Consider the following 20,677-nt stretch of genomic DNA (forward strand, 5'->3'; position numbering starts at 1 on the left):
GCTCAGTGTCGGCGCCGCACCCGGGGGATCACCGTGTACTGCCGCGGTCGTTCAGAGCAGGACTGAAGGGTGGGTGAATCGTTTCCGGTAGGTGCTGGCCGTGAGACCGTAGTGGGCTTTGAATCTGCGGGCGAAATAGTTCTGGTCGGCCCAGCCGACGGCGCGGCCGATCTGCGTGATCGGCTGGTCGGTGTGCAGCAGAAGGTAGGCCGCCCTCTCAACGCGGTGCTGCGCGAGATAGGCCATGGGCGGCAGGCCGGTGGCCGCCCTGAACAGGCGGATGATGTAGCGGGGCGTCAGGTGCAGTTCTTCGGCGAGTTCGTCGAGGGTCCATTTGTGGGCGAGCCGTGACTCCAGCAGGCGCATGGCGTCCAGGACGGCCGGGTGGGTGCGGGCCTCCACGCCGGGAACGTCTCCGACTTCTTTCGCGACGGCTCGCGCCAGGTGGCCGAGGAACAGTGAGAGCCGTCCGATGATGTCCGCCCGGTGCCGGTCCATTGGGCGGCCTCTCAGCTCGGCCAGCTCGTCCAGATGGACCGCGCATGTCTTGAGCGCCTGCGGATCCAGGCGGGTGGTCAGGATGCCCCGGCGCTGCACTGAATTGGGGCCCGTCCACAGCAGGTAGCCGAGGAGCGGGTCTTCGCGTGTCCAGGCGAACTCGCGCTGGAGGAGGTCGCTGCTGAAGCAGCAGTTGTACAGGTTGAGCCCTTGGCAGTCCTCGTACCCGTGCCAGACTCCGGGGCGCAGCAGGATGGCGTCCCCGACCTTCACGTCCATGCGGCCCGTGAGCGATCTGTGCACGCCGTGCCCGCCGGTGACGACGGCGACCTCGACGAAGCTGTGCGTGTGCACGGGGTGCCCCGTCTCGTGGAAATGGCGCCCGGCGTAGGCCACTGAGCCGTCGGTAATGTAGGCGAGCCCTTTGGCCTCTTGAACTGGCACTTCGCTCATGGGCCCCACACTCTAGCGCCGGGCCCGGAAGCGAACATCGTGCTAGTGCAGGCCGGTATCGGGCTATCCGGACGGGGTGCCTTCGCGCAGGATTCCTGCCTAGATCGCCACGCGGATCATCTGGCGAAGGGCGGGGAGACGGCGCAGAAGGTCGGGAAGGAAACGGTCGGCCGCGCCGGACCGGCCGGCCGGCACGGTGGTCGCGGTGGACGTTCGCGCTGATCATGCTGGGGCTTGCTATGCAACGCCACAGCATCAAGGGCTTCGCCGGGGGTTGAAGGGATGACCGGTTCCGATGGGACGACCGCCGCAGTGCTGGAACCTTACGGGCTCACCTGCGAGCATCTGGAAACGCCGATGGGCCTGGACGAGGCGTCTCCGCGCCTTTCCTGGAAACTGCGGTCGTCCCGCAGGGGAGACGGGCAGACCACCTACAGGTTGACCGTGGCGCTCCAGCGCCGGGACCTCGACGATGCGGAACGGCTTGTCTGGGACACCGGCCGCCGCGAGTCCGCTGACGGCGTCTTGGTCCCGTATGACGGTCCGCCGCTTCAGTCCTCCACCCGGTACCACTGGCGCGTCGAGGTCTGGGATTCCCAGGAGTCACAGGCGGGGAAGGCGGAATCCTGGTTCGAGACCGGTCTGATGCATGCCGGCGAATGGCGTGCCGCGTGGATCGGAAGGGACCCGAAGGCGGCGGGCGTGGTGGAACCGCCCGGCGGCCCCGAGAGCGGCGGCCGTACCGACCGCACCCGGCACCTGGCGCCCCTGTCCCACCTGCGGCGCTCCTTCGACCTGGACGGACGGATGCCGGTACGGGCGCGCGCCCACTGCTCCGCGCGCGGCCTCTACCAGTTGAGGGTGAACGGGCATCGCGTCGGTGATGCCGAGCTGGCGCCGGGCTGGACCGAGTATCACAGCCGCGTCCTCTACCAGACGTACGACGTCACCGGCCTGCTGAGGAACGGCGAGAACGTGCTGGGCGCCGTGCTCGCGGACGGCTGGTGGAGCGGGTACGTCGGGTTCGACTCCCGTCACCAGGCCCTCCACTACGGGCAGGCGCCGCAGCTCATCGTCCAGGTCCTGCTCGATTTCCCGGACGGGTCACGGCGCTGGATCGGCACGGACGGCGGCTGGCGGGAGCGCGACGGCGCCATCAAGTACGCCGACCTGCTCATGGGGGAGTACGTGGACGCCCGTGACGCTCTCCCCGGCTGGGACGCGCCCGGATACGACGACGGCATCTGGGCCCCGGCCGTCGTCCTCGACCGATCCACGGAGGTGCTGTGCGCCGTCCCCGACCCTCCCGTCCGCGTCACCGAGGAGCTGGCGCCCCGGTCGATCGACGCGAGGCCCGGCGACCGCCTGATCGTCGACTTCGGCCAGAACATGGTCGGGCGGGTACGGCTCACCGTCCGGGGCGCCGAACGCGGGCGCCGCATCCGGCTCCGGCACGCCGAGATGCTCGACGACGGGGAACTGTACGTCGAGAACCTCCGCACCGCCGAGGCCACCGGCGTCTACGTCGCCGCGGGCGAGCCGGTGGAGGTGTTCGAGCCGACGTTCACCTTCCACGGGTTCCGGTACGCCGAGATCACCGGGTACCCCGGCGACCTGGCGCCGGAGGACGTGACCGGGCGGGTGCTGCACAGCGACACCCCGTTCACCGGCGAGTTCGCCTGCTCGGACGAGGCAGTGAACCGCCTCCACGCCAACATCGTCTGGGGGCAGCGCGGCAACTTCGTCGCCGTCCCGACCGACTGCCCGCAGCGCGACGAGCGGCTCGGCTGGCTCGCCGACGCCCAGGTGTTCCTGCCCACCGCGTGCCGCAACGCCGATGTGGCCGCGTTCTTCGCCCGCTGGATGCGGGACGTGGTGGACGCCCAGGACGCCGGCGGCGCCTTCCCCGACGTCGCCCCCAAGGTCTGCGTCGAGCGCGAAGGGGCCCCGGCCTGGGGCGACGGCGGCGTCATCATCCCCTGGCACCTGTACCGCACCTACGGCGACCGCCGCGTGCTGGAGCGGTCGTATCCCGCCATGAAGGCGTGGGTGGACTACATCCATCGGCACAACCCCGACCTGGTGTGGCGGCACCGGGTCGGCAACCACTACGGCGACTGGCTCCAGGTGGACGCGACGACGCCGCGGGACCTGCTGGCCACCGCGTACTTCGCACGCAGCGCGCGGATCGTCGCGCAGGCGGCCGAGGTGCTCGGCGAGGACGCCGACGCCGAACGCCACGGTGCCCTGCACGCCGACATCCGCGAGGCGTTCGTGGACGCCTTCGTCGACACCTCCGACGGGCGCGTCGAGGGCGGAACGCAGACCGCCTACCTCCTCGCGCTGGCGTTCGAGCTCATGCCGGACCGGCTCGTTCCCGCGGCCGTCCGGCACCTCGCGGCCGACATCGAGGCCCGCGACCGGCACCTGACCACGGGGTTCGTCGGCGTCGCGCTGCTGTGCCCGACGCTGGCCGAGCACGGTCGCGCCGACCTGGCCTACGCGCTGCTGCACCAGGACAGCTTTCCGTCCTGGCTCTACTCGATCCGGCACGGCGCCACCACGATCTGGGAGCGCTGGGACGGCTGGACCGAGGACCGCGGATTCCAGTCGCCCGAGATGAACTCCTTCAACCACTACAGCCTCGGCTCGATCGGCGACTGGCTCTACGGCGGCGTCGCCGGCATCGACCAGCGCCCCGGCTCGGTCGCCTACGAGCGTCTGCTGCTCCGGCCGCGGATCGGCGGCACACCTACGTGGGCCCGCGCCCGGCAGGCGACCCCGCTGGGGGACGTCTCCTGCGGCTGGTCGATCGAGGACGGCGAACTCCGTCTGGAGGCCGCCATCCCGCCCGGAGCCTCGGCCACCCTGCACATCCCGACCGCCGATCCCGGCGGTGTCCGTGAAGGCGGCGAAGCTCTCGCCGCACGCGAGGGCATCGAGATCATCGACGTCCTTCCCGAGGCCCAGGTCCTCGTCGTCGAGCTGGCCTCCGGCCGCTACTCCTTCGGCGCGCATCCACGCCGGCGCTGACCCGCGAACCTTCCGAGGAGGCCGACCCGGACACCGTCCTCCGTGAAATGGAAGGAGAAGTAGGCCACCCGAATTGCAGCCGGTTCGTGCCTTCCCGGGCGACGGTTAGGCTGTCCGGGTGTCCTTGGCTGTAGCGGTCGGCATCGCGGGTGCACTGGGATTCACGGGCGGCATGTTCCTACGGCCTATGGCCGAGCGGCTGTTTCGCAGGACTCCGTCGTTGCGGTCCTACCGCCGGGAACTGGCGGGGCCGCGACCCGGGCTCGCGTTCTACGTCGTCCCGCCCAGCCTCGGCAGCACCGACGAGATCGTCGCCGAGCTGACCGCGGGCCGCCGTCCCCGTCTCTGCCTGATCGGCCGGTTGTGCGGGCCGCTGCCCTATGACCGGGTCGCCGTGCCGGAGAACGCGCTGGTCCGCGGTGCCCTGTGGGTGGCACCCGGGCTGCTGATGTTCGATCCGCATGGTGAGGGCGAGCTGAGCGTCCTGGAGGCACCGTACGGGGTGGAGGTGACCGAGCCGATGCTCAGCGAGGCGGGCGTTCCGGTCCTCACCCTCGATCTCGGCGACGGCGTGCTCGTGTTCGAACCCGCCCCCGATACCGATGCCGAACACGCGTGGAGCCGGATCCGCACCGTCATCGAGGACGACCGGTCCGGCGGCTAGCGCCGCATCAGAGCGGGCAGGGACGTCGTGCACGGCGCTCCGGCGGCGCTGCACCTGGAGGAGCAGTGGATCCGGGACATCACCATCACCACGGGCCTGGTGGACACCTTCTCCACCCCGACCCTGCTGCGCCTGGTCGCCGGCCGGCAGCTCGACGCCGCCGCGTTCGTCACCCACACCTTCACCCTTGAGGAGTTCCCCAAGGCTTACGAGGTGTTCTCCGACGCCGCCCACACCGGCGCGCTCAAGGTCGTCCTGACCCGCTGAGCTCTGGGTCACGGACGGCGGACGTGGTAGCGCATGTGCGTGACGTGCCGTGCGGGGTCCTCGCCCTGCGGAGTGGTCAAGCGGCGGACCGGGTCGAGCTCGATGTGCTCGGCGGGCAGATCGTCGAACAGCCTTCGCCCCTGCCCGAGCAGGACCGGTACGACGTGCAGCTCCAGTTCGTCGAGCTGCCCGGCCCGCAGCAGCGCCTGCGCCGCCCCCGCACCGTGCACCAGCACCTCGCCGTCTCCGGCCGCCGCGCGGGCCTGTGCGGCGCACTCGTCGGCATCGGTGACATAGCGGACGCTGCCCGGCGGCGGGTCGTCCGGGACGTCCCGGGTCAGGACGAAGATCGGGACCCCGTCGTGATGGTCGCCCTGCCAGCGGCCTGCGTGTTCGTAGGTGCGGCGACCGGAGATGACGGCGCGGGTGGCCATCGCCTCGGCGTGGACCTGTCCGCTCGGTCCCGGGTCGTTGCGCCGGTCGAGCCAGTTGAAGAGGCGGAACCCGCCGATGCCCATCGGGTTCTCCATGCTGTCCTGCGGCCCGGTGACGTAGCCGTCCAGGGACATGGTCATGTACAGCCGGATGATCGCCATCGCCTCAGCCCTCCGTCCTCACGCGGTACCGCAGGTGCGCGACACCCGACCCGTCCACGGCACGGAGCAGTTCGAGCTCGATGTGGTCGGGCGGCATGTCCTCGAAGAGCGGTTCCCCCTGCCCGAGCAGCACCGGGACCAGGTGAATCTGCAGCTCGTCCAGGACGCCTGCGGCAAGTGCGAGCCGAGCGGTGCGGGCCCCGTGGACGAGCACGTCCTTGCCGCCGGCCGCGTCCTTGGCCATGCTCATCGCGGCCGTGACGTCTCCGACATAGGTGACTCCGGGCCATCGCGACTCCGGATCGGGCTCACGGCGGCTCAGCACGAAGATCGGCACGCCGTCGTGGTGGTCGCCGCCCCAGCCGCCGGCGAGCTCGAACGTCCGGCGGCCGACGACGACCGCCCCGGTGGCCGAGACCTCGTCCATCACTTCACGGTTCACACCCGTCAGGTGGTCGCCTTTCCGGCGCGCGGCGTCGGCATCGGGCAGGAACCACTCGTGCAGCCGATGGCCTCCGTCGCCGAGCCCGTTGCCCTTCGCCACGTTCGGTCCGGCGATGAACCCGTCCACCGACATCGACATGTACAACACGGTCTTGCTCACGGTTCCGGTCCTTCCTTGTGCGGCCGGGAAGCCGCGGATGCTGACGCGTTCGCCCAGCATCCGGGATCGTGAAGCCAGGGTGTATCCCAGATTTCTGGGATGACGCCGTCGATCGCCATAGGATCCCGGTCGTGGCCCACACATCGGCGGCGCACGCGCGCGTCCGTGACGAGATCGTCAGGCTGGTTCACCGCGGGTTGCCGGTGCCGGAGTTCGCGCGGGCCGTCGGCGATGCCCTGGCCCGGGCCGTGCCCGCCGAGGGCACCTGCCTGATGACGACCGACCCGGCGACCATGCTCCCGACCGCGGAGTTCGTGGAGAACGGCCTGCCCGCGGCCGAGCTGCTCAGGCTCGTGGAGATCGAGGTGCGTGAGCCGGACTTCAACACCTGGGCGCGGCTCGCCCGTGCCGCCCGCCCGGCCGGGAGCCTGAGCGACGCCACCGCCGGCGACCTCGACCGCAGCCCGCGTCAGCGGGAGATCCGCCGCCCCGGGGGATTCTCCGACGAGTTGCGGGTGGTGCTCGCCGACGGCACCGGGACCTGGGGCCAGCTGACCGTGTTCCGGGAGGCAGGCCGCCCGTACTTCTCCCCGGCCGAGGTGGAGTTCGCGGCGTCGATCGCCGACGTGATCACCGATGGACTGCGGCGCGGCCTGCTGCTCGGCGACGCGCGGGCCGGTGACGACGACGTCGGCCTGCTGGTCCTCGACGCCGATGACGGCGTGCGCATGTCCAACAGGACGGCGGAACACCTGCTGGACGAGCTGGGCACCGGCGGCAGGGAGGGCGCTCGGCTGCCACTGGTGATCTCCTCCGTCGCCCGCCAGGCGCGTTCCCTCTTCGCCCCGGCACCGGGTGCGGCACCCGCGCCGGCCGGTGCCCGGCCGGCCAGGGCCCGGGCCCGCACCCGGGCCGGCCGGTGGCTGATCGTCCGGGGCTCGCTGCTGGACGACGGCCCGGAACCGCGGGTCGCGGTGATGCTGGAAGCCGCTCGCCCCGCCGAGATGGCGCCCATGATGGTCGACGCCTACGGCTTCACCGACAGCGAGCGCAGGGTCACCGAGCTGGTGGCCAAGGGCCTGTCGACCAAGCAGATCGCCAACCGGCTGCACGTGTCGTCGTACACCGTCCAGGACCACCTGAAGTCGATCTTCGCCAAGTCGGGCAGCGGTTCGCGCGGCGACCTGATCGCCCGGCTGTTCCTCGACCACCACGCCGTCTCCCTGACGTCGGGAGCCGCCGCGGACGCGGGGTGAAGGCGGCCGTCAGTCGGCGGTGAGGGTGTCGAGGTCGCGCGCGGCCTTGGAGAGAAGGTCGTGCATGGCCTTCTCCGCGCGGTCCGGGTCGGCGCCGCGGACGGCGTCGAGCACCGCGCGGTGGCTCGGGACCGGGTCGTCGTGGGGGCGGACGCCGTGCACGAGGCGGTCGCGTTCGGCGAGGCCGACCTCGATCACGACCTCCATCCGCTCCAGCAGTTCGTTGTGGGTCGCGGTCAGCAGGGCCCGGTGGAAGTCCAGGTCGGCTTGGACGGCGCGGGCCAGGTCGCCGTCGGCGGCCTTCATGGCGTCGAGGGCGGCGTCGAGGGCGGCGAGGTCGTCGGGGGTGCGGCGCAGGGCCGCGTAGCGGACCGCCTGGGGCTCGATGATGCCCCGCACCTCGGCCAGGTTCTGCAGGAACGCCTGGTCGTCGCGGTCGGCGAACTGCCAGCGGATGACGTCGGGGTCGAGGAGGCTCCAGTCGGAGCGCGGGCGCACGAACGTGCCGCGCTTCTGCCGCGAGGCGACCAGGCCCTTCGCCGCCAGCACCTTCAGCGCCTCGCGCATCGCGGTCAGGCTGACGTTCAGCTCCTCGCCGAGCGCCGCCACGTCGATCGTGTCGCCGGGGCCGAGCTCCCCGCCGAGGATGCGGCGCGCGATCTCCCGCACCGTCTGGCCGTGCAGACCCCGCTCCGAGTAGCGCACCACGGAAGCCCCCCTCTTTCGTTCGCCCGCCGAGTACCCTAGCCGTCACCTAGTAATCATAAATTATGAATTAATATTGACAGTACCCGGTCCGGCGCGTTAGACAAGCTCAGCAGGTCGCCGAACGAGGAGAACGTCGATGAAACATGCCGAGCGCCGCCGTCCGATGGCTTTGCTCCTGGCGGTCGCGGCGGTCCTGGCGGTCACCGCCGCCTGCGGCAGGGTGGGCGAGCACGGGCGGATCGGCGTCGTCTACCTGAACGCCGAGGGCTACTACGCGGGCGTGGAGCGCGGGCTGCGCTCGACGCTCGGCCACGGGGACCGGGACCCGCAGCTCGTCCAGACCAACATCCAGTCGGACGCGGCCAAGGAGAGCTCGTTCATCAACACGATGAGCTCGGCGAAGGTCGACGCGCTCATCGTGTCCCCGGCCTCGGCGACGGCGTCGATCCCGGCGCTGCGCCTGGCCAAGGAGAGCGGCGTCCCGGTGATCTGCTACAACACCTGCATCGAGGACGCCCAGGCGCGCAGGTACGTGCACGCGTTCGTGCTCGGCGACCCCGCCGAGTTCGGCCGGATCAGCGGCGACCAGATGGCCGCCCACTTCCTGTCCGCCGGGATCCGCGCCCCGAAGGTCGCCGTGATCAACTGCGAGCAGTTCGAGGTCTGCATCCAGCGCCGCCAGGGCTTCGAGAAGGCGCTCAAGGCGAAGGTGCCCGGCGCCAGGATCGTGGCGAACCAGCAGGGCCTCCAGCTGGACGAGGCCGTCGAGCGCGGCGAGCAGATGCTGACCGCCCACCCCGACATCGACGCCTTCTATGGCGAGGCCGGGTCGCAGATGCTGGGCGCGGTGCAGGCCGTCGAGGCGCGCGGCAGGACCGGCAGGACCGCCGTGTTCGGCGGCGACATGTCGGTCGACGCCGCCAAGAAGCTCCAGGACGGGCGGGTCCTGAAGGGCGTCGCCGACATCTCCGGGATCAAGGTCGGGCGGCTGGCCGGCCGGGCCGCCCGGGACGTGCTGGCGGGCCGGCCGAGCGGCCGGTTCGTCATCCCCGCCCCGATCGACCCCTACCTCGGCCCGAAGGACGGGGCGCGCTGGCTCCAGGAGCACTCCGATGGCATCCCGTAACCCCGACAGAAGGAGCCGCATGAGCACCCCGCTGGTACGCGTCGGCGACGTCACCAAGCACTACCCCGGCGTCCGCGCGCTGACGGGCGCGAGCCTGGAGATCGCGGCGGGAGAGGTCCGCGCGCTCCTCGGCCGCAACGGCGCCGGCAAGTCCACCCTGATCAAGGTGCTGTCGGGGGTCGAGCGCCCCGACGCGGGCACCGTGGAGATCGCCGGCGTACCGCTCGACGGCGGCGTCCGGCACGCGAACCGGCTCGGGGTGCAGACCGTCCACCAGGAGCTGAGTCTGGTGCCGGGGATGACGGCGGCGGAGAACCTGTTCCTCGGGACGTGGCCGCGGGCGGCGGGGCGGGTCGACCATCCCGCGATGCGCCGCGCGGCCCGGGAGATCTTCGACCGGCTCGGCCTCGGCATCGCCCCGGACGCGCAGGTCGGCACGCTGCCGCTGGCCGAGCAGCAGCTGGTGGAGATCTGCCGGGCGGTGCGCCGGGAGCCGCGGCTGCTGATCCTGGACGAGCCGACCAGCGCGCTGGCCGCGGCCGAGGTGGACACCGTCCTGGAGGCCGTCCGGCGGATCGCCGAGGGCGGCGTCGCGGTGCTCTACGTCAGCCACCGGCTCGACGAGATCCGGCGGATCGCCCGGACCGCGACGGTCATGCGGGACGGGGAGGTCGTCGGGACCGTCGACATGGCGACCACCTCCACCGAGGACGCCGTCGCGATGATGCTCGGCTCGGCGTACGAGGGGGCGGTCCGGCCGCAGGCCCGTGCCGTGGACCATGGCGCCACGCCGCTGCTGTCGGTGTCGGGGCTGAGCGTCCCGCCGAAGGTCGCCGACGTCTCCTTCGACCTGTACCCGGGCGAGATCCTCGGGCTCGCAGGGCTGATGGGGTCGGGCCGCACCGAGGTGCTGCGGGCGGTCGCCGGGTTCGAGCCGGCCGCCGCCGGGACCGTCCGGGTCGACGGCCGGGAGGTGCCGCGGGTGACCGCGGCCGGCATGAAGCGCCGCGGCGTCGGGCTGACGCCGGAGGACCGCAAGAGCGAGGCGATCGTCCCGCTGCTCGGCGTCGGGGAGAACATGGTGATCTCGGACTTCCGGGCGGTGAGCAGCGGCACGTCCGTGGTGCCGGCCAGGATCGACCGGGCCGCGCGCGGGCTGATCGAGCGGCTGTCGATCGCCACCACGTCCGCCCGCACCCCGATCGGCGTGCTGAGCGGCGGCAACCAGCAGAAGGCCGTGATCGGCCGCTGGCTGCACGCGGGCAGCCGGATCCTGCTGCTGGACGAGCCGACCCGCGGCGTGGACGTGGAGGCCAAGGAGGGCATCTACCGGCTGGTCCGGGAGCTGGCCGCCAAGGGCGCCGCCGTGCTGTTCGTGTCCGGCGAGCTGGAGGAGCTTCCGCTGGTGTGCGACCGCGTCATCGCCCTGCGCGAAGGGACGGTCGCCGCCGAGTTCACCGGCGACGAGGTGACCGTGGACGCCGTCCTGTCCGCCGCGATGGCCGCCTGACAGACCCGCCCGAAAGACGAGGAGAGACCATGAACACCACCCGGACCGTCCCGCCGCCCGGCGGGACGCGCATGACCGGCGTCGCGGGGCGCCTGCTGAACGGCCGGTCGCACCAGCTGAACGAGATCGGCCTGCTGGTCGCGGTCGTCGTGCTGTACGTGGCGCTCGCGAGTTCCGCCGCGGGGTTCCTGACGGTGCACAACCAGCTCGGCATCCTGCGGGACGCCGCCACCGTCGGCATCGCCGCCTGGGGCGTCACGCTGGTCATCATCGCCGGGGAGATCGACATCAGCATCGGGCCGGCGACGGCGTTCTCCTCGGTGCTGGTCGCCAAGGGCGCCACCGAGTGGGGCCTCGGCACCGGCGGCGCGATCGTGGTGACCCTGCTCCTCGGCGTGCTGTGGGGCGCGGCCGCGGGCTGGCTGCGCGCGGTGTTCGACGTGCCGTCGTTCATCACGACGCTCGGCCTGTGGAGCGTCCTCGGCGGCCTCGGGCTCTACCTCACCGACGCGCTGCCGGTGACGCTGCCGGACAGCGGCGTGTTCGACGTGCTCGGCGGGGACGTCGCCGGGATCCCGACCTCGGCGATCGTGATGCTGGTGCTGTTCGGGGTGTTCGCCTACATCGCCCGGTTCACCGCCTACGGGCGGTCGGTCTACACGATCGGCGGCAACGCCGCCGCGGCGCGGCTGGCGGGCATCGACCTCACCCGGATCCGGGTCCTGCTGTTCGCCACGACCGGGCTGCTGTCGGCGGTCACCGGGATCCTGCTGGCGTCCCGGCTCGGCTCCGGCAGCGGCGGCGCGGCGGCCGGGCTGGAGTTCGACGTGATCGCGGCGGTGGTGATCGGCGGCACCGCGCTGGCCGGAGGCCGCGGCGGGATGCTCGGCACCCTGCTCGGCGTCGTGTTCATCACCGTGATCGGCAACGGGCTGGTGCTGCTCGGCGTGGACTCCTTCCTGCAGAACGTGGTGCGCGGCGTGATCATCGTCGGCGCCGTACTGATCAACGTGGTGGTCGCGCGGCGCGGGCGCGCCGCCGCGGCCGCGGCCTGAGAGGGGGAATGTGGAGACCATGGAGGGTGTCTTCCTGCCCGGTGACTCCACGGCCGTGCTGCGCGAGTACCCCGTGCCGGAGCCCGGCCACGGCCAGGTGCTGATCGAGGTCGGCGCGTCCGGCATCTGCGGCAGCGACATCGGCTACATCTACCGGGGCTACAAGGGGTACCGCGGTGTGGACGGTCCCGCCTACCGGGGAGTGATCGCCGGGCACGAGCCGTCCGGCCGGATCGTGGCCGCCGGGCCGGGGGTGCGGCGGTTCGGCGTTGGCGACCGCGTCATCGTGTACCACATCGTGGGCTGCGGGCTCTGCGACAACTGCCGCCGCGGCCACTACATCAGCTGCGGCTTCGGCCGCGAGTCCTACGGGTGGCAGCGGGACGGCGGGCACGCCCCGTACCTGCTCGCCGAGGAGCGGACCTGCGTGCCGCTGCCGGACGAGCTGTCCTACGTCGACGGCGCGCTGATCGCCTGCGGGTTCGGCACCGCCTACGAGGGGCTGCGCCGCGCCGGGGTCAGCGGCGACACCGACCTGCTGGTGGTCGGGCTCGGCCCGGTGGGGCTGGCCGCCGGGATGGTCGGGCGCGGCATGGGGGCCCGGAAGGTCGTCGGCGTCGAGCCGTCCGAGGCGCGCCGCACGTGGGCCGGTGCGCTCGGCGTGTTCGACGCGACCCTGCCTCCCGATGACGGCGCCGTGCAGGCGGTCGCGGACCTGACCGGGCGCGGCGGCGCGGCCGTGACGATCGACTGCTCGGGGACGCGGCCGGGCCGGAGCCTCGCCCTGGAGGCGGCGGCCGAGTGGGGGCACGTGTCGCTGGTGGGCGAGGGCGGCGACCTGCACACCGAGGTCTCCGACACCCTCCTGCACAAGCAGCTCACGATCCACGCGTCCTGGGTGACCTCGCTGCCGGCGATGAGCGAGCTGGCGCGCAACCTCGTCGGGTGGGGGCTGCGGCCGGAGAAGGCCGTCAGCGGCGTCTACCCGCTGTCGCGGGCGGACGAGGCGTACGCGCTGGCCGCGGGCGCGAGCGAGGGCAAGGTCGTGCTCGTCCCGGACGCGCCGCGGTGACGGCCGCGAGCGGTGCGGCGGACGGGGCCGTGGACGTCGAGACCGACGCGTCCGGACCGTACGAGGTCGTGTGGCTCGACAACGGGACGCTGCGGCTCGGGATCGTCCCGGCGCTGGGCGGGCGCCTGCTGAGCCTCGTCCACGACGGCGAGGAACTGCTGTGGCGCAATCCCGCGCTCCTGGACGGCCGGCTGCACCCGGTCGGCGGGCACCGGCCGGAACGCACCTCGGGCCCGATGGCGAACTGGCGCAACTACGGCGGCGACAAGACCTGGCCCGCGCCGCAGGGCTGGTCGTCGCCGGGGGAGTGGGCCGGGCCGCCCGACCCGGTGCTCGACTCCGGCCCTTACGAGGCCGAGGTCGGACCGGGCTCCGGGGACGCGACGGTGGCGCTGGAGAGCGAGCACGATCCGCGGACCGGGCTGCGGCTGCGCCGCGAGATCCGGCTGCGCGCCGGCGAGGCCGGCTACGACCTGCGCGTCTCGGCCGTGAACGCGTCGTCCGTGCCGGTGCGGTGGGCGGTGTGGAACGTCACCCAGTACCCGGGAGGTGGAACGGTCCAAGTCGCGGTGGAGCCGGGCTTCCGCGAACCGGTCGAGCTCGCGGTCGGCACGGCCGCGCCCGCTTGGACGCGGCCACGTCCGGACACGGTGGAGGTTCCCGCGCAGGACACGGTCGGCAAGCTCGGCTTCCCGCACGCGGCCGGGCGGCTGGCCTACTCGCGGGCCGGGCATCACCTGACCATGGAGTTCGACGTGCACCCTGACGCCCCGTACCCCGACGGAGGCTCGCGCGCGGAGGTGTGGATGGAGCATCCCCTCGACCGCCCGCTGGAGCACCTCGGCGGGCTGGCGCCTCCCGCCCGGATCGTCGAGTGCGAGGCGCTCGGGCCGTGGGAGACGCTCGCGCCCGGCGCGGCCACCGCGCTCGCCGTCAGGGTGGCGGTGGAGCGGACCGGCGAGGCCGGAGGGACGCCGTGACCGCCGCCGCGCGCCCGGTCGCCGTCGTCACCGGCGCCGCGCGGGGGATCGGCGCGGCCACCGCCCGCCGCCTCGCCGCCGACGGATACGCGGTCGCGCTCCTCGACGTGTCCGCGCAGGTGGACGAGGTGGCCGCCGCGCTGTCCGCGGACGGTGCGGCGGCGCTCGGGCTGCGCTGCGACGTGAGCGACCCCGCCGACTGGGACCGCGCCGTCCGCGCGTGCCGCGCCGGCCTCGGCCCGGTGAACGTCCTCGTGTCGAACGCCCTGCGCTACGACCCGGGCGCGGCGGACGAGATCTCGCTGGAGTCCTGGCGGGCCCAGCTCGACGTCACCCTCACCGGCACGTTCCTCGGCGTCCGCGCGACCCTGGACGACCTGCGCGCCGGCGACCACGCCGCCGTCGTGATCGTCTCGTCCGTGCACGCCTCGTTCGGGCTGCCGGGACGCCCGGCGTACGCCGCCGCCAAGGCGGGGCTGACCGGGCTGACCCGCCAGCTCGCCGTCGAGTACGGGCCGCGCGTCCGGGTGAACGCCGTGCTGCCCGGCCCGGTCCTGACCGCGCAGTGGGACGGGATCGGCGAGGAGGACCGGCGCCGCAGCGCCGCCGAGACCGCGGCGGGACGCCTCGGCCGCCCGGACGAGGTCGCGGCGGCGATCGCCTTCCTCGCCGGCCCGGACGCCTCGTTCGTCACCGGCGTCTCGTTGCAGGTGGACGGCGGCTGGAGCATCACCAAGGGATCCGCATGAAGATCACACGAGTGGAGACGTTCCTCGTCCCGCCGCGCTGGCTGTTCTGCCGGGTGGAGACCGACGACGGCCTCGTCGGCTGGGGCGAGCCGGTCGTGGAGGGCCGGGCCGAGACGACCCGCGCCGCCGTGCACGAGCTGGCGGACCTGCTGCTCGGCGCCGACCCCCGCCGCGTCGAGGACCTGTGGCAGACCATGACCAAGGCGGCGTTCTACCGGGGCGGCCCGGTGCTGTCCAGCGCCGTGGCCGGCCTCGACCAGGCGCTGTGGGACATCCTCGGCCGCTCGCTCGGCGTCCCGGCGCACCAGCTGCTCGGCGGCGCGGTCCGCGACCGGGTCCGGGTGTACGGCTGGATCGGCGGGGACGAGCCCGGCGAGGTCGGCGAGGAGGCCGCCGCGAAGATCGCCGCCGGGCTGACCGCCGTGAAGATCAACGCCTCCGGGCGGATCGGGGCGCTGCCGCCGCCCGCGCAGATCGACGCGGTCGTCCGGCGGGCCGCGGCCGTGCGGGAGGCGATCGGGGACGGCGCCGACTTCGCCGTCGACTTCCACGGTCGGATCACGGTGCCCGCCGCGCGGCGGCTCATCCCGCTGCTGGAGCCGTACCGCCCGCTGTTCGTGGAGGAGCCGGTGCTGCCGGAGCACACCCACCGGCTCGGCGACGTCGTCGCGTCCACCACCACCCCGATCGCGTGCGGCGAGCGGCTGTTCTCCCGCGCCGACTTCCTGCCCGCGCTGCAGGCCGGGGTCGCGGTCGTCCAGCCCGACCTGTCGCACGCCGGGGGGATCTCCGAGGTGCGGCGGATCGCGTCGCTCGCCGAGGTGTACGGGGCGCTGTTCGCGCCGCACTGCCCGCTCGGCCCGCTGTCGCTCGCCGCGAGCCTCCAGGTGGCGTTCGCGACCCCGAACTTCCTGATCCAGGAGCAGAGCATCGGCATCCACTACAACACCGGCGCCGACGTGCTGGACTACCTGGTCGACCGGTCGCCGTTCGCGTTCGTGGACGGCTCGATCGAGCGCTGGGACGCGCCGGGCCTGGGCATCGAGATCGACGAGGACGCGGTGCGGCGCGCCGACGAGGTCGGGCACCGGTGGCGCCCGCCGGTCTGGCGGCACCCGGACGGAGGACACGCGGAATGGTGAACACGATCGCCGGGGAACTGCGGCGGCGCCGGCTGGTCGCCATCGTCCGGGGCCCGGACCCCGCGGCGGCCGCCCGCACCGCCCTCACCCTCGCCGAGGAGGGCGTCGCGCTGATCGAGGTGTCGCTGAGCGGCGCCGGCGCCCTGCGCGTCATCGAGGAGGTCGCCGGCAAGGCCGCCGGCACCGCGCGGCTCGGCGCGGGCACGGTGCTGACCGTGGACGACGCGCGCCGTGCCCGCGACGCGGGCGCCGAGTACGCCGTCACGCCCGCGCTCGGCGCCGGTGTCGACGAGGCGCTGCGGCTCGGCCTTCCCGTGCTCGCCGGAGCCCTGACCCCGACCGAGGTGGCCGCGGCCACCGCCGCGGGCGCGACCGCCGTCAAGCTGTTCCCCGCGGCGGCGCACGGGCCCGGCTATCTCACCGCGCTGCGCGACCCGTTCCCGGACGTCCCGTTCGTTCCGGTCGGCGGGGTCGGGGAGGCCGAGGCCGCCGAGTACCTGCGGCGCGGCGCCGTCGCGGTCGGCGTCGGCTCGCCGCTGTGCGGGGACGCGCCGCGCGGCGGCGACCTCGCCGGCCTGCGCCGCCGGGCCCGCGCGTTCCTCGCCGCGGTCGCGCCGGGCGGACCGGCATGACCCGGGTGGACGTCCTCACCGCCGGGGAGACGATGATGGCGCTGCGCGCCACCGGCCCGGTGCGGCTCGGCTCCGGCTTCACCGCCGGCATCGCCGGTGCCGAGAGCAACGTCGCGATCGGCCTCGGCCGGCTCGGCCACACCACCGCCTGGGCGGGACGCGTCGGGTCCGACGAGGCCGGGCACCTCATCACCCGCACGCTGCGCGCCGAGGGGGTCGACGCGTCGGCCGTCCACCGCGACACCGCCGCGCCCACCGGCCTGATCATGTTCGAGCAGCGGCTGCCGGACGTCACCCGCGTCCACTACCTGCGCGCCGGGTCCGCCGGGTCCCGGCTGTGCCGGGAGGACGTCGAGGCCCTGCCGTTCGAGCCGCGGATCGTGCACATCACCGGGATCACCCCCGCGCTCGGCCCGTCCTGCCGGGACGCCGTGACCGCACTGTGCCGGCTCGCCCGGGCCCGGAACGCGCAGATCAGCCTCGACGTCAACCACCGGCCGCGGCTGTGGAGCCGGGCCGCGGCGGCCGAGGCGCTCGCCCCGCTCGCCGCTGCGGTGGACCGCGTCATCGCGTCCCCCGACGAGCTGACCCTGCTCGGCGACGGCAAGCCGGACGCCATCGCCGCCCAGCTCCTGGACGGCGGCGCCGCCGAGGTCGTCGTCAAGAACGGCGACGAGGCCCGCTCGTACACCGCGGACGGCGCGCACGCCGTGCCCGCCCACCGCGTCGACCTCGTCGACTCGATCGGCGCCGGCGACGCGTTCGCCGCCGGTTACCTGTCCGGCCTGCTCGACGGCCTGGACGTCGAGGCCCGGCTGCGCCGCGCCCACAGCGCCGGCGCGTTCGCGGTGCAGACCCGCGGCGACTGGGAGGGCCTGCCCTACCGCGACGAGCTCGACCTCATCGGCCTCCCCGAAGGAGCCGCGCTGCGGTGACCCTGGTCTCCATGACGCCGCAGGGCGGGCCTCGCGGGGTCAGCCGCGGGCGCGGGCACGCGCCCCTGTGAGCAGGGAGTACGTCCGGCCGGGGCGGGTATGCCTTCGCGCCACCGGGGGAGCCGCCATTCGAACGATCAGTGACCGCGGTTCGCCGGCATGTGGACGGGGGTGGAGACCATGGGATCGCGACGCTCCCGTGCGAGCGCCGCTCCTGACACCGGCATCAAGCGGCTCGAGACGGCGCTGGTCGAGCTGATGCTGGAGGTCGACGCTTCGATCGGCGCGCTGTTCCTGCGGCCCGCGGGGGAGCGGGCGCTGAGGCTGGCGGTGCTCTGCGGCGCCTCCCAGCAGATCGCCGCCCCGTGGGAGCGGGTCGCCCTGGACGACGCGAACCCGGTTTCCGATGCCGCTCGCCAGGGGCGTTTCCTGTGGCTGAGGGGCCGCGAGGAGATCGCGCGCCGCTACCCCCGGCTGGCGCTCACGCTGCCCTATGACTACGCCCTCGCGGTGGTGCCGATCGCCGACGACGCCGATGCGGTGGGGAGCCTGGTGCTGGTCTGGCCGGTCTCGCGGCCGCCGGAGCCGAGTTCTCACGAGCGCGAGGCGATCACGGATTTCCGCCGGCGCGCGAGCCTCCTCCTGGGGCGCGACTCCGGCGGGGGACTGATGCACTACCCGGACAGGCCCCGCATCCTCCCGCCCCCTCGGCCCGCCCTCGCCCGCCCGCCGGCGGCCGACGAGGCGCAGGCGGCGGTCAGGTTCACCGAACGCCTCCCGACGGGCTGCTGCGCCCTCGATGTCGACGGCCGGATCGTCTTCGTCAATTCCGCCGCGATCGACATGTTCGGCGTCGACGTCGCGGATCTGATGGGCGCCCGCCCATGGGAGGCGATGCCGTGGCTCGGCGATCCCACCCTCTTCGAGGACCACTACCGGGCCGCCGTGATGAGCCGCCAACCCTCGTCCTTCTCCGTGGTGCGCCCGCCGGACACCCGGCTGACCTTCCATCTTCACCCCGACACGTCCGGAATCAGCATCCAGATCGTCCCCGCCGGTACAGGGACCTCCGGTGGCCGGGAACCCATGCGGCGCAGGCCGCCGGTCAGCCCGGAGCTGACCGGGGTGTCGGTGATCTACCAGCTGATGCATCTGGCGGCCGCCCTCACCGAGGCGGCGGGGCTGAGCGATGTCGTCGACCTCGCCGCCGACCAGATCGTGCCCGCCTTCGGCCCCAGCGGCATGGTGCTGATGACGGCGGAGGGGGGCAGGCTCCGCGTCATCGGCCACCGCGGACGCATCGCCGAACTCATGGAACAACTGGACGGGACGCCGCTGACCTCCGACGTCCCTGCCGCGCAGACGCTGGCGTCCGGCAAACCCGGCTTCTTCTCCAGCTTCGCCGAGCTGAGGCGCGCCTACCCCGAGGCCATCCACGTGGAAGGCACGGACGCGCGAGCCTTCCTGCCCCTGATCGCCTCTGACCGCATCATCGGCTCCCTCATCCTCACCTACGAGCGACCGCGCGACCATTCGCGGGCGGAGCGCGCCATCCTGATGTCGATGGCCGGGCTCATCGCCCAGGCGCTGGACCGCGCCCGCCTCTACGACACCAAGCATCAGCTGGCCCACGCCCTGCAGGCGGTGCTGCTGCCGCGCAGCCTGCCCCGCATCGACGGCCTGGACCTGGCCGCCCGCTACCGGCCCGCCGGCCACGGCCTGGACATCGGCGGAGACTTCTACGACCTCATCCGCATCGACCGGACGACCGCCGTCGCCACGATCGGCGACGTCCAGGGGCACCACACCACCGCGGCCGCCCTCATGGGCCAGGTCCGCACCGGTGTCCATGCCCACGCCACCATCGGCGCACCGCCGGGCGACATCCTCGCCCGCACCAACCGGCTCCTGTTCGACCTGGATTCCGGGCTGTTCACCAGTTGCCTGATCGCCCGGCTCGATCTGGGAAGCCGGAGTGCCCAGTTCGCGACCGCGGGTCATCCGCCACCCCTGATCCGCCGTCCGGACGGGAAGGCCGAAGCGCTTTCCCTGTCACCCGGGCTCCTGCTCGGCATCGACCCCGATGCCGGCTACTCCACCGAGGAGATCCCTCTGGCGCCCGGTACCGTTCTCGCCCTCTACACCGACGGCCTGGTCGAGGTCCCCGGTACCGACATCGACGACACGACGACCGAACTGGCCGGCCGGCTCGCCTCGGCGACCGACCAGACCATGGACGAGGTCGCCGACACCCTCCTGAAGAACGCCCCCACGTCCGCCCGGCGGTACGACGACATCGCACTCCTGCTCATCCAGCTCGTCCAGTGAGGGCCGAAAGCTCGGTGGCGCTTGACTGGCGGACCACCAGCTCGGGATCGAGCATGACGGATTCGCCGGTGTCCCCCTCCAGCTTGGCGACGAGCAGGCGGGCCGCCGTCTCGCCCATCTCCCGCAACGGCGTGCGGACGCTGGAGAGCGAAATGGGCAGGTCCCGGGCGATGGCGATGTCGTTGTAGCCGACCAGCGCCAGGTCGCGCCCCACGGTCAGCCCGTGGTCCCTCAGCGTCCCCATGGCTCCTATGGCGGCCGAGTCGTTCACCGCGAAGATCGCCGACGGCCAGCGGGGGAGTTCGAGCAGTTGCCCGGCCGCTTGCCTGCCTCCCTCCGGATCGAAGTCCGTGTGCACGATCTGAGCCTCCCCGACGGTGATGCCCGCTCGCTCGAACGCCTCGACACAGCCCTGGACGCGGTCGAGGGCGACGGGGTAGCGCGGTCCGGCGATGATGCCGATGTCCCGGTGCCCGCGCTCCAGGAGATGCTCGCCCACCAGCCGTCCCCCGAGCCGGTCGTTGCCGGTCACCGACACGTGCCCGGCCTGGCGGTGGTTGACGAGGACCTGCTGGATCTCGGAGCGGCTCAGCTCCTGGTAAGTCCTGTCGTCCAGGGTGGCGTCGCCGATGACCAGGCCGTCCACCTTGCGGCTGAGCAGCATCTCCACGCGCTCCAGCCGCCGGCGCGGCACGCCGTGGGTGTTGGTGACGATCGTCTGGTAGCCGAGCTCGAAGGCCTCGGCGTCGATCCCGCTGAGGATCGCCGCGAGCACCACGTCGTGGAGCCGCGGCATCAGGACGCCGATGACCCGGCTGCGCTTGGTCCGGAGGCTGGCCGCGGTGAGATCCGGCCGGTAGCCGAGGCGTTTGGCGATCTCCCGTACGCGCGCCTCCGTCTCCGCGAAGTCGGCCCTCCGCGGGCCGGGCGGCCGGCGCAGGATCCTGGAGACCGTGGAGGGATGGACGCCGGCCTCCTGCGCGATCAGCTTGTGCGTCGGCGTCCGCTGCCCCTGTCCCGTCGGCTCGTTGGTCACCTGTCGCCTCCTTGCGATGCGGGTCAACCGGCG

General features: G+C 73.1%; 19 protein-coding genes. 14 read left to right on the top strand and 5 right to left on the bottom strand.

What is annotated here, in order from left to right:
• Positions 1-51 precede the first annotated feature (51 nt).
• Positions 52-951, bottom strand: coding sequence for an AraC family transcriptional regulator (locus tag K8Z49_RS47875; RefSeq protein WP_024935696.1), 900 nt, complete (start codon positions 949-951; stop codon positions 52-54).
• Between the two features lie 282 nt (positions 952-1,233).
• On the opposite strand from K8Z49_RS47875, the gene K8Z49_RS47880 reads away from it, so the two are divergent.
• From K8Z49_RS47880 to K8Z49_RS47890, 3 genes are all read left to right on the top strand, one after another.
• On the top strand, positions 1,234-3,984 hold the full coding sequence (locus tag K8Z49_RS47880) for a family 78 glycoside hydrolase catalytic domain (protein ID WP_412517201.1): 2,751 nt from the start codon (positions 1,234-1,236) through the stop codon (positions 3,982-3,984).
• A gap of 220 nt (positions 3,985-4,204) precedes the next feature.
• Complete coding sequence (locus K8Z49_RS47885) at positions 4,205-4,648, top strand: hypothetical protein (protein ID WP_021596552.1); 444 nt, start codon at positions 4,205-4,207, stop codon at positions 4,646-4,648.
• Positions 4,649-4,675: 27 nt separating this feature from the next.
• A complete protein-coding gene (locus K8Z49_RS47890; RefSeq protein WP_021596551.1) occupies positions 4,676-4,915 on the top strand; it encodes a hypothetical protein in 240 nt (79 codons plus the stop codon).
• An 8-nt stretch (positions 4,916-4,923) separates the two neighbouring features.
• On the opposite strand, the gene K8Z49_RS47895 is transcribed toward K8Z49_RS47890, so the two are convergent.
• Together K8Z49_RS47895 and K8Z49_RS47900 are read right to left on the bottom strand one after the other, a co-directional pair.
• On the bottom strand, positions 4,924-5,511 hold the full coding sequence (locus K8Z49_RS47895; protein WP_412517202.1) for a dihydrofolate reductase family protein: 588 nt from the start codon (positions 5,509-5,511) through the stop codon (positions 4,924-4,926).
• A 4-nt stretch (positions 5,512-5,515) separates the two neighbouring features.
• A complete protein-coding gene (locus K8Z49_RS47900; RefSeq protein ID WP_024935694.1) occupies positions 5,516-6,115 on the bottom strand; it encodes a dihydrofolate reductase family protein in 600 nt (199 codons plus the stop codon).
• 131 nt (positions 6,116-6,246) lie between these two features.
• On the opposite strand from K8Z49_RS47900, the gene K8Z49_RS47905 reads away from it, so the two are divergent.
• Positions 6,247-7,371 carry a helix-turn-helix transcriptional regulator gene (locus K8Z49_RS47905; RefSeq protein ID WP_412517203.1) on the top strand — a complete coding sequence of 375 codons (1,125 nt, stop codon included), beginning with the start codon at positions 6,247-6,249 and terminating at the stop codon, positions 7,369-7,371.
• 9 nt (positions 7,372-7,380) lie between these two features.
• Here K8Z49_RS47905 and K8Z49_RS47910 read toward each other — a convergent pair whose 3' ends face one another.
• On the bottom strand, positions 7,381-8,079 hold the full coding sequence (locus K8Z49_RS47910) for a FadR/GntR family transcriptional regulator (protein ID WP_075020064.1): 699 nt from the start codon (positions 8,077-8,079) through the stop codon (positions 7,381-7,383).
• A gap of 136 nt (positions 8,080-8,215) precedes the next feature.
• Between K8Z49_RS47910 and K8Z49_RS47915 the strand changes: the two genes are divergently transcribed.
• From K8Z49_RS47915 to K8Z49_RS47960, 10 genes are all read left to right on the top strand, one after another.
• Positions 8,216-9,205, top strand: coding sequence for a substrate-binding domain-containing protein (locus K8Z49_RS47915; protein WP_075020065.1), 990 nt, complete (start codon positions 8,216-8,218; stop codon positions 9,203-9,205).
• A gap of 19 nt (positions 9,206-9,224) precedes the next feature.
• Complete coding sequence (locus K8Z49_RS47920) at positions 9,225-10,715, top strand: sugar ABC transporter ATP-binding protein (protein ID WP_412517204.1); 1,491 nt, start codon at positions 9,225-9,227, stop codon at positions 10,713-10,715.
• 29 nt (positions 10,716-10,744) lie between these two features.
• The gene (locus K8Z49_RS47925) at positions 10,745-11,770 is read left to right on the top strand and encodes an ABC transporter permease (protein WP_021596544.1); all 1,026 of its coding nucleotides are present in this window, start codon (positions 10,745-10,747) and stop codon (positions 11,768-11,770) included.
• Positions 11,771-11,789: 19 nt separating this feature from the next.
• Positions 11,790-12,842, top strand: a complete 1,053-nt coding sequence (locus tag K8Z49_RS47930; RefSeq protein WP_075020067.1) for a zinc-dependent alcohol dehydrogenase family protein — start codon at positions 11,790-11,792, stop codon at positions 12,840-12,842.
• Between the two features lie 29 nt (positions 12,843-12,871).
• On the top strand, positions 12,872-13,822 hold the full coding sequence (locus tag K8Z49_RS47935; protein WP_033332444.1) for a DUF4380 domain-containing protein: 951 nt from the start codon (positions 12,872-12,874) through the stop codon (positions 13,820-13,822).
• Positions 13,819-14,571, top strand: coding sequence for an SDR family NAD(P)-dependent oxidoreductase (locus K8Z49_RS47940; protein ID WP_024935689.1), 753 nt, complete (start codon positions 13,819-13,821; stop codon positions 14,569-14,571). Before K8Z49_RS47935 ends, K8Z49_RS47940 begins: the two co-directional genes overlap by 4 nt.
• Positions 14,568-15,713, top strand: coding sequence for a galactonate dehydratase (gene dgoD / locus K8Z49_RS47945; RefSeq protein ID WP_021600377.1), 1,146 nt, complete (start codon positions 14,568-14,570; stop codon positions 15,711-15,713). Before K8Z49_RS47940 ends, dgoD begins: the two co-directional genes overlap by 4 nt.
• The gene (locus tag K8Z49_RS47950; RefSeq protein ID WP_412517205.1) at positions 15,707-16,345 is read left to right on the top strand and encodes a bifunctional 4-hydroxy-2-oxoglutarate aldolase/2-dehydro-3-deoxy-phosphogluconate aldolase; all 639 of its coding nucleotides are present in this window, start codon (positions 15,707-15,709) and stop codon (positions 16,343-16,345) included. The genes dgoD and K8Z49_RS47950 overlap by 7 nt, the downstream gene beginning before the upstream one ends.
• A complete protein-coding gene (locus tag K8Z49_RS47955) occupies positions 16,342-17,280 on the top strand; it encodes a sugar kinase (protein WP_412517206.1) in 939 nt (312 codons plus the stop codon). The genes K8Z49_RS47950 and K8Z49_RS47955 overlap by 4 nt, the downstream gene beginning before the upstream one ends.
• A gap of 180 nt (positions 17,281-17,460) precedes the next feature.
• Positions 17,461-19,608 carry a SpoIIE family protein phosphatase gene (locus K8Z49_RS47960; RefSeq protein ID WP_412517207.1) on the top strand — a complete coding sequence of 716 codons (2,148 nt, stop codon included), beginning with the start codon at positions 17,461-17,463 and terminating at the stop codon, positions 19,606-19,608.
• Here the strand turns inward: K8Z49_RS47960 and K8Z49_RS47965 are convergent.
• On the bottom strand, positions 19,589-20,644 hold the full coding sequence (locus K8Z49_RS47965; protein ID WP_412517208.1) for a LacI family DNA-binding transcriptional regulator: 1,056 nt from the start codon (positions 20,642-20,644) through the stop codon (positions 19,589-19,591). The genes K8Z49_RS47960 and K8Z49_RS47965 overlap by 20 nt on opposite strands.
• Positions 20,645-20,677 lie beyond the last annotated feature (33 nt).

The sequence above is a fragment of the Actinomadura madurae genome (genome assembly GCF_047130825.1).
Lineage (GTDB): Bacteria > Actinomycetota > Actinomycetes > Streptosporangiales > Streptosporangiaceae > Spirillospora > Spirillospora madurae.